At 39.5% G+C, this 13,709-nt stretch carries 12 protein-coding genes and 3 pseudogenes; 7 read left to right on the top strand and 8 right to left on the bottom strand.

The annotated features are described in order from the left end of the window. The first annotated feature begins 303 nt into the window (after positions 1-303). From H9629_RS14880 to H9629_RS14865, 4 genes are all read left to right on the top strand, one after another. On the top strand, positions 304-1,383 hold the full coding sequence (locus H9629_RS14880; protein ID WP_225215833.1) for a YheT family hydrolase: 1,080 nt from the start codon (positions 304-306) through the stop codon (positions 1,381-1,383). Between the two features lie 550 nt (positions 1,384-1,933). Continuing rightward, complete coding sequence (locus H9629_RS14875) at positions 1,934-2,149, top strand: cold-shock protein (RefSeq protein WP_005237341.1); 216 nt, start codon at positions 1,934-1,936, stop codon at positions 2,147-2,149. Between the two features lie 111 nt (positions 2,150-2,260). After that, on the top strand, positions 2,261-2,488 hold the full coding sequence (locus H9629_RS14870; protein WP_005168316.1) for a hypothetical protein: 228 nt from the start codon (positions 2,261-2,263) through the stop codon (positions 2,486-2,488). A 67-nt stretch (positions 2,489-2,555) separates the two neighbouring features. Continuing rightward, the gene (locus H9629_RS14865) at positions 2,556-2,753 is read left to right on the top strand and encodes a hypothetical protein (RefSeq protein WP_191731410.1); all 198 of its coding nucleotides are present in this window, start codon (positions 2,556-2,558) and stop codon (positions 2,751-2,753) included. 111 nt (positions 2,754-2,864) lie between these two features. Here the strand turns inward: H9629_RS14865 and H9629_RS14860 are convergent, their stop codons facing one another. From H9629_RS14860 to H9629_RS14850, 3 genes and pseudogenes are all read right to left on the bottom strand, one after another. After that, complete coding sequence (locus H9629_RS14860; RefSeq protein ID WP_191731409.1) at positions 2,865-3,131, bottom strand: hypothetical protein; 267 nt, start codon at positions 3,129-3,131, stop codon at positions 2,865-2,867. 65 nt (positions 3,132-3,196) lie between these two features. Next, positions 3,197-3,313: pseudogene (locus H9629_RS14855) on the bottom strand (IS982 family transposase); the annotation flags it as partial. Positions 3,314-3,417: 104 nt separating this feature from the next. Continuing rightward, on the bottom strand, positions 3,418-3,741 hold the full coding sequence (locus H9629_RS14850) for a heme oxygenase (RefSeq protein ID WP_191731408.1): 324 nt from the start codon (positions 3,739-3,741) through the stop codon (positions 3,418-3,420). Positions 3,742-4,598: 857 nt separating this feature from the next. Here H9629_RS14850 and H9629_RS14845 point away from each other — a divergent pair. The 3 genes and pseudogenes from H9629_RS14845 to H9629_RS14835 all read left to right on the top strand — a co-directional run bounded on the left by H9629_RS14845 (position 4,599) and on the right by H9629_RS14835 (position 7,771). Next, positions 4,599-5,648, top strand: a pseudogene (locus tag H9629_RS14845) (linear amide C-N hydrolase). 195 nt (positions 5,649-5,843) lie between these two features. Beyond that, a pseudogene (locus H9629_RS15640) lies at positions 5,844-6,149 on the top strand (IS3 family transposase); the annotation flags it as partial. 137 nt (positions 6,150-6,286) lie between these two features. Then, complete coding sequence (locus H9629_RS14835) at positions 6,287-7,771, top strand: carboxylesterase/lipase family protein (protein WP_191731406.1); 1,485 nt, start codon at positions 6,287-6,289, stop codon at positions 7,769-7,771. A gap of 404 nt (positions 7,772-8,175) precedes the next feature. Here H9629_RS14835 and H9629_RS15555 read toward each other — a convergent pair whose 3' ends face one another. From H9629_RS15555 to H9629_RS14815, 5 genes are all read right to left on the bottom strand, one after another. Continuing rightward, on the bottom strand, positions 8,176-8,457 hold the full coding sequence (locus H9629_RS15555; RefSeq protein WP_318245702.1) for a hypothetical protein: 282 nt from the start codon (positions 8,455-8,457) through the stop codon (positions 8,176-8,178). Then, a complete protein-coding gene (locus H9629_RS14830; RefSeq protein ID WP_191731405.1) occupies positions 8,454-10,013 on the bottom strand; it encodes a PepSY-associated TM helix domain-containing protein in 1,560 nt (519 codons plus the stop codon). Before H9629_RS14830 ends, H9629_RS15555 begins: the two co-directional genes overlap by 4 nt. Before the next feature lie 3 nt (positions 10,014-10,016). Next, positions 10,017-10,295 (bottom strand): hypothetical protein, encoded by a 279-nt coding sequence (locus tag H9629_RS14825; RefSeq protein ID WP_191731404.1) that lies wholly within the window; start codon positions 10,293-10,295, stop codon positions 10,017-10,019. A gap of 43 nt (positions 10,296-10,338) precedes the next feature. Continuing rightward, a complete protein-coding gene (locus H9629_RS14820; protein ID WP_191731403.1) occupies positions 10,339-10,950 on the bottom strand; it encodes a DUF4198 domain-containing protein in 612 nt (203 codons plus the stop codon). A gap of 71 nt (positions 10,951-11,021) precedes the next feature. Further along, positions 11,022-13,178: a TonB-dependent siderophore receptor gene (locus tag H9629_RS14815; protein ID WP_191731402.1), complete on the bottom strand. Its 2,157-nt coding sequence runs from the start codon at positions 13,176-13,178 to the stop codon at positions 11,022-11,024. Between the last annotated feature and the right edge of the window lie 531 nt (positions 13,179-13,709).

Here is a 13,709-nt window from a genome sequence, read left to right as displayed (position 1 = left end):
AAATATAGAAATCAAAAGAGCTTAAAGGAGGATTTTAAGTATTTAAAACCAATTTTTCAAATGAGGACACGCCCTAGTAACTCTCTACTTTTTACTCCTGAATTTATTACCGTAAAAGCTTATCTCAGAAGGGACTTTCTTCATTTCGTAAAAAAACTTTATATTAATTAGCCGATTGATCTAATTAAAGAATCTACTTTGTGGATAGATCTTCAGTCTTTAATTTGATGAAATTCTAAAGTGCTAGTATGGTGATATAAATTGAAATATCTGGAGAAAAGAATGAAAAATATATTTCATCCTATGAAATATATATCTAATTCAAAGTTAGCTGTTAAATTTCAACCCGAATTACCGAAGCTCTACTATAAAAAAGACGGAATTTTAAATGATACTGTTACTGCCTTAGAGCAATTACGACAGCAATATAATCCAACTCCTTGGCTGCGTAATCATCATATGCATCTTATGTTTTTTGATATGATCAAAAAGAATTTTATTAATTTAGAATATGATGCTATTCAACAATTAACTATGGCTGATGGAGGTATTACAGCAGTCGCTTGGTTTGGATTAGATCTACCTGAAGATAGACCAACCATAATTCTTTTACATACAATTACAGGCACAGTTGATTCAATGCGAGAAGTAGTTCGTGATTTGAATACTTATACAGGATGGCGTGTGGCATTGTGTCTACGTCGTGGACATGATTGCCTGCCTTTGACAGTGCCTAAAATTAATCTTTTTGGCTCAACCCAAGACCTTAAAGAACAGATTATTTATATCCAAGACAAATTTCCAAATTCTGATTTATATGCAGTAGGCTCTTCTGCCGGAACAGGATTATTAATACGGTACTTAGGTGAAGAGGCTGAAAAAACACCAATTAAGGCTGCATTTGCCCTTTGTCCAGGTTATAACACTGAACTAGGATTTAAAAATGTTCATCCTGTTTATAGTAAAATCATGACTAAGAAACTCATACGAAAATTTGTTTTGCCCCATCAAGAAATATGGCAGCAAGTACCGCAATGGGAGGAAATCTTACATGTCAAAACTTTAGCCGAATTTGAGAAAACATATTTTAAAATGGCGGGATTTTCTGAGTATGAAAGCTATGTTAAAGCCTCTAACCCAATTTATGTATTTGAAAATATTAAAATACCCCTAATGATTTTAAATGCAGAAGATGATCCTGTTTGTCATATTAAAAATTTAGAACCTTATAAACAAGCCATTATGAAGATGCCAAATATCCTTGTAGTGACTACAAGAAGGGGGAGCCATTGTGGTTTTTATGAGGGAATGTTTAAAACGACTTCTTGGGCAACACGTTTAATGTCCAAATTTTTACTTAGTCAAGAAAAAGCCCAAAATTAGCTTGGGTTACATATAAAAGGTTTTATGTTAAATAAAGATATTTATTATTTCTTCAAAAATTAAAAAACCGCCTAACAGGCGGTTTTTTAATTAAATATTGCTAATTGGCAATATTTAAAGCGGTAAAATTTGGTGGTTGATATATGATTTGCATATGGGAAAAAATCATCATTCCCGAAATTAAAAACATTAATATTGTTATTACAGAACTATATAATCGCATTCATTACTTATCAAACTTGCTAGACCAGCATATTACATTATATTGTTATATTTACAATATATATTTGATTTTAATTTATTTTTTATAAAATCTGGGTTTTTTATTAGAAAAATAAATATATATATTAAAAAACTTGATTATTTATATTTTTAGTGTATAGTTAACTTAACTAGAAAAAAGTCTTGTTTCGGTAGATCTTCTTTAAGTATCGCAGTTTTAGTCATAATCCTTCGTTTTTTCAGATTTTAAGTCGCTTCTTTATTATTTTCAAAGTTATACTCAGTCAATAAAATGACTCAAAATTATTAAAAATTAGTAGGATATATTATGTCAAACTCAAATGTTGTTAAAGGTACTGTAAAGTGGTTCAACGAAACTAAAGGTTTTGGTTTCATTCAACAAGAATCAGGTCCAGACGTTTTTGCTCATTTTAGCGAAATCGCAAGTTCAGGTTTCAAAACCTTAATGGAAGGCCAAATGGTTGAATTCAGCGTAGCCCAAGGTCAAAAAGGACCGAATGCTGTAAATATTGTTGCTATCTAAGCAGTAGTAAGCAGTAATAAAAAGCACTCATGAGTGCTTTTTTTATAATTTAAAATTAAATTTTAAAGTTATTTCCAAAACTGGAAAATTTTCAGAAAAACAGGATTCAAGTTGTTAAAAATAAATTATTTAATTGCAAAAGCTAAAAATGGTACCGAAATTATTGTTTCATTAACTCCTCTAAATAAAATGCAAAGTACACGTCAGGGGTTAAAAACAATCGAAGTGGGTAAAAGAGTTCTTCTTTCATCGGGGATGGAGGTTGATTTAAATTTAGATGGCCGTACATTTTATACTTCTTTAAATCAGTTGTTTAAACTAGATCATAGAGTTGTTTAAATAAAAACACTAAAAATCAGATATTTATTTAAATAGTTTTTACCGTAATTTTATGGAAGGTATATACATGCTTAAACAGAGTATTAATGTTAAAGACCAGTTTGGGGTTAAACACACTATTCAAGCAACTGTGGATCATCAGTTTGCCAGTACTCGCTCTCATTCGAATATAAAACATATCACTGTTGATGGTGAAAATATTCGACCTGGTTTTGAAATGTTTTTTCAGAGTACCTTAAGTGGGAAAATTTTCAAAATTGCATAGATGATGCAAAGTTTAAGCTAGTATGTTTTTCAAGCGTACTTTAAAAGTTAAGGCTAGCTTAGCCTCATTAAAAGGACTAATTTTGTATTATGCAAAATTAGTCCTTTTGATTTAAACCGGAATATTAAATCGTATACATAACCATTTCAAAAATAATTGTTTATGATTAAAATTTGGTGCAGCTACAGCATCTACTACTAGCCAGGATTTATTGAAATTTAATGGTTGATGCGCTTTAAATTCACCGATTTTATGGTCATGAAGTTCAAAGAAAAACCCCTTCAACCTTTCAAATTGAGTACTATTCTGAAAATTTGGAGATTCTTTTAAAAAGTTATAAATTTGTTCTATAGTTAATAAAGAGACTGTGTGGAACATTGTAACCTTTCATATGTTTTGTATAGTTTGATTATGACATATATAGACGTATTTAGTTTTTTCTTTTGTGCCGTTCGGATTCTTAAAGAATGACAACTTTGTTTGAGAAATTTCCAATAAGTTGCTTCATATATAAGAAAGAAATCATCAATTACGCAAAATAATTCGATACTATTAAATATCAGGACTAGAGCTTTAGGTTTGGTGTGCTCACTCAACTGATGGCTCTAGTCCTCCTGTTTTTCAAGTTAATTTCCTTATCCGCGATTCGGGTTACTTAAAATAATTAAATTTTAGTCGCAGTTGAAGCTACCTGCGAGATGACTAACTGAGAGCTTATCACCGGATTATTTTCAGCAGTAGGGCCACCATTTGCAGGGCGATGATGGGCTTGTTTAAAGGCATCAGACTGACGCCATACCTCAAACTGTTCTTGTGACTGCCAATACATATTGACACTCATTTCATCATGATCCTCTTGTTCTGAGACTAAAACTTCAACTTTTTCAAAACCATCAAAGCTTTGAAGTGGGCCTTCTTTGGTAAACATTGGGGCCATTTTTTTGCCCATGCCTTTTTTTACGCAAATGCGATTAGTCACAACAACCATGAATTACTCCTCATCAGAAAGTAATAGAATAGCTTGGAATATTTTTAAAATATATGCCGTTGTTGACACGTAAAAATATTTTATTTTGATAATTTAAATGATAATTATTGTTATTTAGAGGTTGGGTAATATGCTTACAAGATTGATTAAGATCACAAGAGTGGATTTATGAAGTCTGCATAAAATCTCTGATGAGCTGTGCATTTGGCATAGGTATTCAGGGTATTGCGTGTAGAAATCCCTGCAAAGAGAATGCTCGAGATCAGGATATTGCCGATGATTTCAGCATCCGAAAATTGCGGGGCAGTGTTTCAGCAACTAGCTTGTGATGGATCATATGGGCATACTTGAAGCATTATAGCCATTCCTGATTAAATTCCGTGGCCTTCCGTTCAATACTAAAAAAATTGTCCATTCGCCATCTATTGAAGTGGCAGGAAGAGTGGCTGCAGTTCAGGGCACTGAGTGCCGCTTCCTGCCTTTAAATAGAGAAAAGTCGAATAAAGTGTATCACCTGATTGGCATCGATGCCATATGTTGCCACTGACTAAGCGTTCATTGACAACGGCACACACCTTTGGCTAAATTTTTGCAAACTTGTGGAAGTGATCATGGAGCGCGACATACTCGGTTAGTGATTCTCTAGACTGGAAAGGCCGCTGGTGCTGTTTGCGGGTCGTATCCTGTCGTTCAACGACAATTCGGGCCTCATCTTGCGACTGATGGCGGAACGCAAAGCAACCGGCAAGCTCAGGAGCGGGCTTGACATGATCATCTCTGCTGTTGCCGATATATATGTGTACTAGTTGGAGGAAATCTCAATGCGCCGAGCCTCACTAAAACGATTAGCCGCATGTATGTTGACATGCTGTGCCGTATTCGGAAGCGTTATTCCTACCGCGAATGCTTGTTCTCGCTTCGTTTATCTAGGTCAAGACAGTAATATTTTTACAGCCCGCTCGATGGACTGGGAGCAACCAATCTCAACCGATCTCTATATTTTTCCTAGGGGTATGGAGCGGAATGGCGAATTGGGACCGAATTCCATTCGCTGGACATCGAAATATGGATCAGTAGTGGCGGCTACCTACGATAATTCAACCAGTGACGGGGCGAACGAAGCGGGTCTAGTTGCGAATGTGCTTTGGCTGGATGAGTCAAAGTATCCTGCCTTTAAGGTAAATGATGCGCCTGGATTGACGATTGCAGCTTGGGCGCAGTATGCCCTTGACAACTTTGCAACTGTTGCTGAAGCGGTGGCCGCTTTTGAGAAGCAGCCGTTTACGATCGTGACCAATGCGATGCCTGGCACCCAATTCAAAGCGACTGTTCACCTGTCATTGTCTGACTCAAGCGGCGATAGCGCCATCATCGAGTATATCAACGGCAAGCAAGTTATCCACCATGGTCGCCAGTATCAGGTAATGACCAATTCTCCTACATACGACGAGCAACTTGCTCTGGCATCTTACTGATCAGAAGTCGGTGGAACGGCAATGTTGCCTGGGACAAGCCGGGCCGCCGACCGTTTCGCTCGCGCCTCTTACTACGTGAAGGCAATTCCACCGAATGCCAAGCCGGAACAGCTTCGCTCCAGTGTCTTTGGCATCATCCGTAATATTTCTGTACCGTTCGGCCTCTCAACTCCGGGCAAATCGGAAATTGCGACCACCCGTTGGCGCACAGTGTTCGATCATAAGCAGCGCCTCTATTTCTTTGATTCCGCAATGTCACCGAATATCTTCTGGACCGATCTCAACCAGATTGACTTCTCGAAGGAAACTGGAAAGGTGATGAAGCTTGAGCTTGGAGTCGACCAGGAAAACATATTCTCAGGAAACGCAACCAAGCACTACCGTGTGGCCAAACCATTTAAATTTGCCCCAGAGAAGGGAGCACAGAAATAATATAAGGTGTCTTTACAGTGTCCGTGGATGGAGTTAACCACAGAACTCAGATGCACCTCTGCCAGCAGCGCATGAGCAATTCAATGTGCTGCTGGACTGCCACCATTCTCCTAGGCAAATATTTTCTTTTGCCTAAGAGAGAACCTTATGAGTGGACAACAAGATACCCCATAATTTAAAGATGAAGCTGTAAAATTGATCAGTGAACATGGATATTCTGCCACTGGTGTCGCAGAACGTTTAAATGTATCTCAGCACAGCATTCATAAATGGCTAAAGGTCTACAGCCTTTACGTAATAAACCTGAGGCACATGAACTGCTCGAAGCAAAGATAGAAAGCTTGCGCCTTAAAAGTCAGCTCAAACAAACTGAAGAGGAATGAGGCATCTTAAAGTAAAAGCACAGCTTTTACGCCGCTTTGCCAGCCTTCCTGAGTAAAGTATCAGTTGATCCATGAATACAGCCATCAGTTTAAGATTAAAACGATATGTCGGGTTATTTAAAGTAGCTATTTTTAGATAATTTATTGAAGGCTCATTATCTTTAACAAAAAAAATCTCTTTGGCTTTTAGCCCTATTGTATTGTTTTATCCTACTGAACCTAAATTATGCGGGGCAGAATCCAGGAGGAATACGAATGGAATTTTTACAGTGCAATGCACCGGCCCCCGTTGTCGATACTGAGGCGGGTAAGGTACAGGGTTACTGCACCGATGAGGGCATCAGCGTTTATAAAGGAATTCCCTATGTGGCTAACCCTTTTACCCCTGAACGACGGTTTCAGAGCCCCCAACCCATGCAGCCCTGGCAAGGGATAAAAGTGACCGTATCTGACTGGCCCGTGCCACAGCCGGGAAGAAGTCCTGCGCAACGGCTGGTGGGTCGCGCTGGCGACTTAACTCTCAATATATGGCGGCCTGGCAATGCTGAAGGAAAGTTGCCCGTCATGGTCTGGCTCCCTGGAGGGGCCTGGATCAGGGAAGATGCCACGGAGTCCGTTTATGACGGAAGCGTGTTTGCTAAAAAAGGGGTAATGGTCGTAACGGTAAACTACAGGGTGGGTGTGGATGGGTTTATGCATTTTGCTCAACGTCCTGACAACCGTGGTATCGCAGACCAGATCGCAGCACTTAAATGGGTTCAGCATAATATCGCGAACTTCGGAGGTGACCCGGACAGGGTGACGCTCTTTGGACAATCTGCGGGTGCAGGCAGTGTTGCCATCATTTTAGGCAATCCAGAGACCAAAGGACTTTACCAGCAGGCGATTATTCAGAGCCCTCCGATGCAGTGGCTTAGCCCAGCTGAGGCAACCCGAATCACCCGGCAATTTAGCGACAATCTGGGGATTCCTGCCGATCCCGAAGCTGTGGCTAAAGTATCTTTTGATGATCTGGTTCAGAATGTCCTGAAAGTTGGGGAGCAGATCAAAGATGCTACCCAATGGGGAAGGCTTTCTCTTGGAGGCACGGCATTTTTGCCGGTTGCGGACTCTAAAATTATCGTTAGAAGCCCAATGGAAGATCTGGTGATGAATGACAGCAACCGAGTCCCTGTTATTGTGGGGAGTACCGACAGTGAGTACAGGTTATATTTGATGCCCGGTAGCGAATTACAGAAAATCACGGATAAGGATTTGAGGGCAGTCATTAATGAGCTGAGTCTACCCACAGGGGCATTTCAGGCTTATATAAAAAACAGTATCAGCGCGGAGAACCCGGGGGACGTTTATGCCCAGATCATGTCGGACTACACGTTCAGGATGCCAGCACTGTATATAGCGCAAATTATGAGTCGTAATCAAAACACGTGGTTTTATCACTTTTCCTGGCGATCTCCAGCTTACAATGGCCTTCTGGGTGCTGCTCATTTTGTAGACGTGCCGTTTACGTTCGGAACGCTTCACACAAAAGAAGCGGAGAATTTCGTCGGTATTAATCCACCGCAGTCTTTGTCTGACAGTATGAATGATGCCTGGGTCGGATTTGCTAAATATGGCAACCCGGGGTGGCCCAAATATTCAGACAAAGATAAAAAGACAATGTTTTTTGACACAAAAAGCTACCTGGGAACCTTGGGTGATCAACAAATCACGACCCTATGGGAAAATTTCAGGTTCTGATGATCGCTGATACATAAGCTTAAGCTACCCTAATGATATTGCACCACGATTATTATATGGTGAACAATATCAGAAATGAATTGGGCTAGATTGTGTTTATCCTCCATGAATTAATATAATTATTGATCAGTAGGTATTATTTTAAGTGAATTCATGAAAATAATGACTATATTTTTAAAATTAAGTATAGGTATGGTTTTTATCTACCCATATTTTTACTAAGATTGCGTAATTTACAGTTAAAGTTAAGCCTTTATTATTTTAAAGGCCTACAAAACTTGATCTGATTTAATTCTTTTATAATCTTAAGATATTTTTATAATTTAATGTGTAGAAGCATAATAGATTCATCCTTGATGATCAATAAATATTATTTTTGCTAGTTTATAGCTAAGATCTGGATTCTATAATCTTCCTATCAAATTGTTTATTTTTAAAATAAAGATAAAAAGTACAGGGCTTAGAAATACCCATAGAGCCACAAAGCTAATACTGGAGCTAAACTGGGTCCGTAATAAAAACATCGCGACGAATAAGAAAATACCTGCAGCCAATTTAGTATGGTTAGGAAAATTTGCTAAAAAAGTATATCGAGATTTTCGGGTTTTTACGATCTGCTTTTCACTCACCGCATAAAAACCAAAACAGCTTAGCCATAAAAGCCCCATGATTGCGATCCATATCATATGGAAGACTCCTGCTGTACAGCTTTCAGTTTGGTCTGGACTTTCTTAATAGCCTTTTGCTGAATTGGCGTAATTTTCTGGTGTAAAAATAGGGCGAGAAGTGCCAAGGTCCATAACATTAGCTCAATACGTAAAAAAGGCCAATAAGTCGCAAAAGAAGCAATATATTGCTGGGAAACTAAATAATAAATATCAATCAGGGGAAGTATAAAGGCAGCACAAATCAGAAGTTTAAGCTGCATTCTCCATATATGCTGCTGTGGGGTTACACATGCCAGGATAAAACTGCCAAGCCAGATACTGAAAAAGCTATAAATCTCATAATTTGGTGCACCCGCAGGGATACTGATAAAACGATTCGCATAGAGATATCCCAGCATGGCAAGCGGCAAGCCAATAATTATGGTGATATTCAAGCGGTTCACTAAATAGTGTCCGAGATGAAACCGCACTGATTTTTTCTGCATCTGGCGTTTCAGGCTCCATAGCAGCAGTCCGGATGCAATCATTGCGCAGCCTAATATGCCAGAGAAAAATAACCCTAAACGTAAAACAGGTTCGGCAAAACGTGCCATATGTAAACCATACATGCTGGCATTTAGTGTGGCAATTGCACTTTCATTTCGTGTATTTTCAAGCAATTTTCCGGTAGCAGCATTTAAAATAAGCTGTGCCTGATTTCGTGTAATGGAATGATCTTTGAGTTGCGTCAAAGTTATTTGTGCCAGCTTGGTATGGGGCTGCTTGACTGTGATATTGTCAAATTCCGCATGTCCCCAGTGTTGCTGCGCCGTGGTAATAAAATATTGAATTGGCAGCATCTCGGTTTTTACCGGAACCGCAGGGTTGGCCAATACATTGACTGTGCGAATTTCTTCAAAATACTGAAAGGGATTGTCCGGATACAATTTTTTCATGCCGGAAGGCAACACAATATAAAAGAAAATCGCCAGCCCGGTAAATGTCATGGTCAAAAAGAACGGCAGGGCAATCACTGAACTGACATTATGAAAATCCAGATAAGAGCGCTGCCCCTTAAATGCTCTTAAGGTAAAAAAGTCTGTTAATATTTTTTTATGGGTAATTATTCCCGAAATCAGGGTAAGCAGCATGATAAAGGCAGCAATCGTCACAATCAGCCGCCCAATTGTGTAGGGCATACCATAGAGCTGAAAATGAAAATTATAGAAAAAATCTCCCCCTTGTGTGGCCGAGAGGTTTAATTCTTTTCCGGTGGAAGCATCCAGGGTTTTAACTTCATAGCCGCCATCTGCTTTTTGCCAGTAGACTTTATTGACCGGGGAATCCTGATTGGCAATTCCGATATACCAGTTCTGGGCATCAGAGGCATGCTGCTGTAAATAGCTGTAGGCAGATTTTAAGGCAGTTTCCTGATTGACCTGCATCATGGTAAATTCAGGCTGCATCCATATACTGATTTCATGTCGGTAATAGGTGACGGCGCCTGTTAAAAAAATGGCGAAGAGTAACCAGCCAAAGCTTAAACCTAGCCATGAATGTAACCATGCCATGGATTGACGGACAGATTTATGCATGGTTTAACCTATGAAGCGGGAGATGGTAAATAAGGTAAGGCAAGGAATCAGACTATATACAGAAAGCTTTTTTAAACTTTGGATACAGAAGATGCCAATCACAAAACAGACATAAAAAATCAGGGCAGTAAAGGCGGCCAAATAGACAGACTCAGCTTTAGGCAAATAAGCTTGTAAAAAGTAAGCCAGATCGAGTGCGATCAAATAACTGCACAAGTAGCCCATGCCAAAGGTCATTCCTAAGCGATAGAAAATGGTGAGTGGCTGCATTACAGACATCATATTTGGCCTTGAATAAATCTATACTGATGAAAATCTAAAAAACTTAATGAACAAAACTTAAAGTCGTTACCAGATACTGTTTTTTATAGGCCTGCTGATTCAACTTTCCTGCCTTGTCTGCTTCTTTGCCGACTTCAATGACATATTGACCTTTCCATGGCGTGGCGATCGTAATCTGGCCTTGGCTGTTGGTGGTGTATTTCTTTAGCCAGAATTGCGGGGAAAAGACTGTGATTTCAACACCAGCAGCAGGTTTACCCTGATACAGTACCGTAAATGTATTGCTGTTGATTTGGGTCGGGACAATATCCAGTTCTGACTCTGCTTTCAAGTTTTGTCTGCCGGATTTGGCATGATAGCTCAGCAATGATTCTCCATAGATCAATTCATGACTGAGTTGGACATCTATCTGGCCTTGGGTCGCATAGAGCAAATGATCCTGTTGCATTTGAGGACTAAATATCTTTTTGGCCTGAACAGCCTTTGCCTGATTGAAAGACTTCAGGGCACCTTGCTGCGTTTCTTTAAGCTGTTCACTATATTCACCAAAGAAAGCATGAGTCTGCATATCTGTATCACGTTCCAGCCAAAGCATATGTGCCTGAGTTGAAAGTGTCATAGACAGTCCAATGGTCAAAGCGATCATTTTTTTCATTTATTTTACCTATTTTTGTGTATGTATCGATGATTTAGCCCTGAACATGTCGTCAAGGCTCAACTTAAAAATTAATATTTAAATTTCACAGCAACGCTGTAATTTGCTGGTGCGCCATAAAAACCTTGCTGATTCGGGAAATTGAACAGATATTTTTCATTGGTCAGGTTATTACCATTGGCTTGCAAGGTCATATGTTCATTCAGCTCATAGCTGGCCATTAAGTTCACGAGTGCATAGGCATCCTGCTCAATGATTCCAGCTTTCTGGGTAATCACTCCATTGGCGGTTGCTTCAGGCACCTCCAGATAGGTCCGGTCCTGCCACTGCACACCAAGGCCTAATTTCAGTTTGGGAATTTGCGGCACCTGATAGGTGGTCAAAAGATTAAAAGATTGGGTAGGATTGAACGTGCGAGCATCACCGCCATTGATTAGATCTTTTAGGCTAAATTGGGTATAACCAAAGCTTAAGTTTAAATGGTCGCTCAGTTGCCCCGCTAAGCCGAACTCATAGCCTTGGGAACGCAGGTCACTGACCTGAGTCTTGCGTAAAGTCGGAATACCATCAGAATCACGAAGTGGGTAATTACTTTGCTCCGTTCTGAACACGGCCATGGTGGCGGTAAGCTTGTCATCTAGCCAGGAACTTTTCACTCCGACTTCATAGCTTTCACCTTCGATCGGTTTGTTAATGCTGCCATCCATTGCTTTGGTGGTTTGTGGACGGAAAATGGAGGTATAACTCAGATAACCTATATATTCAGGGTTAAAGTTATAGGTTAGACCGGCATAGGGTAAAACTTTATCTTCATCATAAATGGTGTCGGTCCCATAACTGCTACCACTGCTCTCAGCCTGAACATAATTGGCACCTAAAAGAAGTTTAAGATCATCATTCAGATGTAGTCGGGTTGCAGCATAAAGACTTTGGTTCTTCTGTCGTATATGCATTTCACCACTGGTTTTCGACATATCCCAGGTTGGTTCTTCTGGTGTAAAGCTGGCTAAATCTGTGGTCAGCGGATTGGCAAAGCTGCCAGCATAACCCAATTCATCTAGACTATTCTTAGCCCAGACATAGCCCAAAGAGGCTTCATGGCGTTGTCCCCAAAGCGGATAGGTGCCGCTAAAACTCAGGCTGGCTTGTTGCTCTTTATTGTCATCAATATACATACCGGGATATAGGGTGATGCCTGAAGTGCCATTTGCGCCGGGTTTTCCAGACAGAAACAAGAGTTTTGAATCGCGTTTTGTGCGTTTTTCATCATAAGTCAGTTTGGCTGTCCAGTCGCCTGCCAGTTTTTGTTCAAGCTCAGCAAAGTAACTTTTAATATTATTATTCCAATACGTCCAGTCTGGACTGTAATTATAGCTTCGTGAATAACTGAGCTGCTCACCTTCGGTATTGATCAGCGGATTAGAACCCCAATTGACACCATTTGGCTTATGATTGGTTTCGGTATACCCAGCAGTCAATAGGGTCGTGTCAGTTACATCTGCTTCCAGAACAGCCCCTATGCCGTTCTTTTCCAGTTCATATCGATCCAGATAACTGTCGCCAGTCTGTTGATAACCAAATACACGGCCTCTGACTTTTCCATCCTGGGTGAAAGGAGAAGATACATCTGCTTCATAGCGCTGCGTATTCCATGAACCATAACTGGCATTAAAGGCTGCTTGAAGATCGAATGTCGGGCGTTTGCGAATCATGTTAATAGTTGCGCCGGGATCACCAATTCCATTATTTAAGGCATTCGCGCCTTTGACCACCTCTATACGGTCAAACAAAAAACTGTCTGGATTGTCATTATTATAATTATAGCCTTCGAGTGGAATGCCAACGCCATCGACCAAGACATTTGAAATCTCGAAACCTCGGGCAATGTAGGAGGTCCGTTCCGTTTCCTGATTACTGACGATAATGCCAGGGGTATTGCGCAGTACATCCCGTGTATTAGCCAAGGCAAAGTCATCTAGCTGCTGGCGGGTGATAACATTGACTGTTTGCGGCGTTTCCTTGAGTGGAATATTCAGTTTTGAGGCGGTTGACGAATTTTGGATGATATAGGCTTTGCTCTGTTCAGAGGTAAGCTCACTCTGTTCTGATTCAGCTGTAACGGTAATCGTCGGTAATTGCTGAGTATCATCGGCAAAACTTTGCTGTGTAATTAAAATCGAAAAACTGAGTAAAGATAGCTGAAATGATGAAGGAACGGTATAAGACATTTTAGTTAATGTAAATGATAATAATTATCAGTAATGTTATTGTTTAATGATTTTTAAAGCAATCTCAACATAACAGGAAATCCAAATTAAAAATGAGTTAATGATAGGGAAGTTGATAAATAAAACTTTGATGTCGGGAGAAGGGCAATAAAATATCACTATTAAAAAGGATGTTATTACCTTAATTTTTTGCTCCTGAACCCATTTTTTAGTCATTAGCCAATTACATTTCAGATACTGAATCTGGATGTAAACAGAATTTTAAGGTGTTTAAATGTAGTTATGCTTTAAATGAATTTTCTACATATCATGAAGTTTTTTAAACCACCTTTATTTCTAATTCAGGTAAAGACATTCAGTGTTTAGATTTAATTTAGAAGGATGGTAATGATTTTTCAGTTTAATGGGTATGAAAAAGAATAAATAGAGAAGTTCTGATTGACATTTTTTCGATACTTAGATTAGCATTTGAAGTGCAACACCATATTGTTGCCATAATACCTGACTCGGACTTTTAAAGCCGAGTCTTTT

It is taken from the genome of Acinetobacter pecorum, from assembly GCF_014837015.1.
GTDB lineage: Bacteria > Pseudomonadota > Gammaproteobacteria > Pseudomonadales > Moraxellaceae > Acinetobacter > Acinetobacter pecorum.
Note: the sequence above shows the minus strand (reverse complement) of the source record. Positions and strands in the feature narration are given on the sequence as shown.

What these genes read in the sequence shown, in the direction of transcription:
- H9629_RS14815 (WP_191731402.1), bottom strand. Translation starts at nt 13,178, where the DNA reads ATGTCTTATACCGTTCCTTCATCATTTCAGCTATCTTTACTCAGTTTT.
- H9629_RS14875 (WP_005237341.1), top strand. Translation starts at nt 1,934, where the DNA reads ATGTCAAACTCAAATGTTGTTAAAGGTACTGTAAAGTGGTTCAACGAA.
- H9629_RS14880 (WP_225215833.1), top strand. Translation starts at nt 304, where the DNA reads ATGAAATATATATCTAATTCAAAGTTAGCTGTTAAATTTCAACCCGAA.
- H9629_RS14835 (WP_191731406.1), top strand. Translation starts at nt 6,287, where the DNA reads ATGGAATTTTTACAGTGCAATGCACCGGCCCCCGTTGTCGATACTGAG.
- H9629_RS14860 (WP_191731409.1), bottom strand. Translation starts at nt 3,131, where the DNA reads ATGTTCCACACAGTCTCTTTATTAACTATAGAACAAATTTATAACTTT.
- H9629_RS14820 (WP_191731403.1), bottom strand. Translation starts at nt 10,950, where the DNA reads ATGAAAAAAATGATCGCTTTGACCATTGGACTGTCTATGACACTTTCA.
- H9629_RS14830 (WP_191731405.1), bottom strand. Translation starts at nt 10,013, where the DNA reads ATGCATAAATCTGTCCGTCAATCCATGGCATGGTTACATTCATGGCTA.
- H9629_RS14865 (WP_191731410.1), top strand. Translation starts at nt 2,556, where the DNA reads ATGCTTAAACAGAGTATTAATGTTAAAGACCAGTTTGGGGTTAAACAC.
- H9629_RS15555 (WP_318245702.1), bottom strand. Translation starts at nt 8,457, where the DNA reads ATGATATGGATCGCAATCATGGGGCTTTTATGGCTAAGCTGTTTTGGT.
- H9629_RS14850 (WP_191731408.1), bottom strand. Translation starts at nt 3,741, where the DNA reads ATGGTTGTTGTGACTAATCGCATTTGCGTAAAAAAAGGCATGGGCAAA.
- H9629_RS14825 (WP_191731404.1), bottom strand. Translation starts at nt 10,295, where the DNA reads ATGATGTCTGTAATGCAGCCACTCACCATTTTCTATCGCTTAGGAATG.